The following is a 2540-nucleotide window of genomic DNA, read 5'->3' as shown; positions in this document are numbered from 1 at the left end:
TCAACCGGACGTGCGGCGTGGCACGTCGACCGAGGCGGACGTGGAAAAGATCAATCAATATCTGGCCGCAAATCTGCCTTTGGACGAATTTTTTTCTTGCTACCACGATGATTCCGATCGTTGCGACTGCCGCAAGCCGCTACCAGGTCTGCTTCTGAAGGCCACCGTGCAATACGGGATCGATCTACCGAATAGTTACATGATCGGAGACCGTTGGCGGGACATCGATGCAGGTTCCGCAGCCGGATGCCGGACTGTCCTGATCGACCGTCATTACAATGAGCCCAAACCAGAGGCGAAGCCGGATTGCGTTGTCGAATCTCTCGCCCAGGCGTGCGATTGGATCTTGCGCTAAAGCGTAAATCCGGAGCTACGCGCGTCGTCATGAAACATTTGCACCGTTTCTAAAGAGTATTGCCCCAGATCTTTGCCCAAGGTCAAAAGCTTTTTCAGAATGTCGCTCGTGGCCGTGATGATGTGACAACCAATCGCATCCGCCTGGATGACGTTTAGAAGCTCACGGGGACTGGCCCAGATGAGCTCTACGCCAGGCAAATCCCTAATCTCTTCGAGCGCCGCGGTCATGACGGGAATGGGATCGCGGCCGGTATCGGCAATACGGCCCGCGAAAACCGACACAAAGGCGGGCGCTCCTCCCCGTAAGCAGGACGCCACGCAGCGCACTTGGTCTAAGGTGAGCAGGGCGGTGATATTGAGCTTAATTCCTTCCCGGGTAAGTTTGCGGACTAAGTCGAAGCACGGCTCCCCTTTCGTGTTGGTGACGGGAATCTTGGCATTCACGTTCGACCCCCACGCGGCGATGATCCGGGCCTGCCGCTCCATTTCGCGAAAATCGTCGGCGAAGACTTCGAAGGAGATTGGGCGGTCCGGAATCGCCTGGAGGATGTCGCGCGCAAAGGAAGCATAGTCGCCGATACCTGCCTTGCGCATCAGGGTCGGATTGGTAGTGAAGCCCTGAATCAAAGGATTCCGGTACATTTCGAGCATGGTCGCCTTGTCAGCACCATCGGCGAACAGCTTTATTTTCAAGTTTGCGGCAGACTGCATCAGTACCCTCTATTATGATGGAGGCGCGATGTCTACTTGGCCCAGGAGCCTACGCACATAGCCGGTAGAACAGGCGCGCATCGTGAAGACCTCATGAAGGACTGGCACAAAGTGCTGCTGCGCCGTTATTCGGCGATCGAGACTTTCAATCATCGCTATCCGCTGTTCCGGCGGCAAAGACAGATGGATATATGTTCGGCGTAAAGATATTGGCTTTGAATTTGTTAGAAACCAGAAGATCTCGATAGCATCTGAACTCCGGTCTCTCACCGATTAAAAAGCGAACGATGTCTCTTTTGAATCTAAGAACGATCCTGGCTCACCCATTAAGCAAGGGATTGGACCTGGATGATCCAGGAACAACGGACCTTCGCCTTCGAATTATTCAAGAGAAGCCATTCCTTCGACGGATTTATGACGACTGGTACACGCTAATTCGCTCGCGTATACCGGCAGGCAACGGATCAGTCGTCGAGCTAGGTTCCGGCGCGGGATATTTCGAACGATTCGTCCCGGAGGCGGTTCAAACTGAAGTATTCTGGTGCCGGAATGCGCAACTTGTCGCGGACGGTCAGGCGTTGCCATTCGCCGCTGGATCTCTCAAGGCAATTGCCATGACGGATGTGTTCCATCACATCCCGAATTCAGAGACTTTCCTGAGAGAAGCAGTGCGCTGCCTTCGACCCGGGGGACAACTTCTGATGGTCGAGCCGTGGGTCTCGAGCTGGTCGAAGCTCGTCTATCGCCATCTTCACCACGAGCCCTTTCTTCCCGAAGCAACCGAGTGGGAAATACCGGGCAGCGGTCCACTTTCGGCTGCCAACGGTGCACTGCCATGGATTGTCTTCGTACGCGATCGCCAACGGCTGCTCAGGCAGTTTCCGGAACTCCAGATAGAGGAGACGCTTCCGATGATGCCATTTCGTTACCTGGTATCGGGAGGTGTATCGATGCGGACCTTGATGCCGGAAATTACCTATGAAATCTGGCAGCAGATCGAATCCGTGTTATCACCATGGGCCGCCAAGCTCGGAATGTTTGCGTTCTTCCGCATCACGCGGTTATAGAGGACGAATGGGGCCGTGCGGCCACAAAAACGAGAGTTGTACCGCCGACTGCAACACGACCAGCGCCAGGACCATCCAGGACCATCGTTCGGCACGTCCGCGAAGAAGACGATCCAACTCCGTTGTGCTCAAAATTATGAACGCCAAGAGAGCGGGAAGAATGAGTCGCGGCAGCCAGTAACCTCCCATATAAGCCGCAGTTGAAGGCAAAAAGACGACGATATTCAGAAACCATCCTAATCCACATAAAGCCAACGTAAATCGGGGCAGTTCTTCCGGTTTTCGTTTGACCAGGGTGAGATAAAACGTCCTGGCGAGACCAATCGCGGTAAGAAAGAAACAGGACAAAGAAAAGATGAGCCCGGTTTTCACCGCGATACGCATACGCGATGCGTTTTTCCGTGT

4 protein-coding genes are annotated in these 2540 nt (G+C 54.3%); 2 read left to right on the top strand and 2 right to left on the bottom strand.

Annotated features, from left to right (window positions below):
- On the top strand, window positions 1–355 hold a 355-nt coding region (locus VGK48_23795; protein HEY2384208.1), incomplete at its 5' end, for an HAD hydrolase-like protein.
- Here VGK48_23795 and VGK48_23790 read toward each other — a convergent pair.
- Window positions 352–1068 carry a transaldolase gene (locus tag VGK48_23790; GenBank protein ID HEY2384207.1) on the bottom strand — a complete coding sequence of 239 codons (717 nt, stop codon included), beginning with the start codon at window positions 1066–1068 and terminating at the stop codon, window positions 352–354. The two genes, VGK48_23795 and VGK48_23790, sit on opposite strands and share 4 nt — an antisense overlap.
- A 296-nt stretch (window positions 1069–1364) precedes the next feature.
- On the opposite strand from VGK48_23790, the gene VGK48_23785 reads away from it, so the two are divergent.
- Complete coding sequence (locus tag VGK48_23785) at window positions 1365–2135, top strand: class I SAM-dependent methyltransferase (protein ID HEY2384206.1); 771 nt, start codon at window positions 1365–1367, stop codon at window positions 2133–2135.
- On the opposite strand, the gene VGK48_23780 is transcribed toward VGK48_23785, so the two are convergent.
- Window positions 2130–2540, bottom strand: a 411-nt coding sequence (locus VGK48_23780; protein ID HEY2384205.1) for a hypothetical protein, incomplete at its 5' end; no start/stop codon positions are given. The two genes, VGK48_23785 and VGK48_23780, sit on opposite strands and share 6 nt — an antisense overlap.

The organism is Terriglobia bacterium (genome assembly GCA_036496425.1).
Classification (GTDB): domain Bacteria; phylum Acidobacteriota; class Terriglobia; order 20CM-2-55-15; family 20CM-2-55-15; genus 20CM-2-55-15.
Note: the sequence above shows the minus strand (reverse complement) of the source record. Positions and strands in the feature narration are given on the sequence as shown.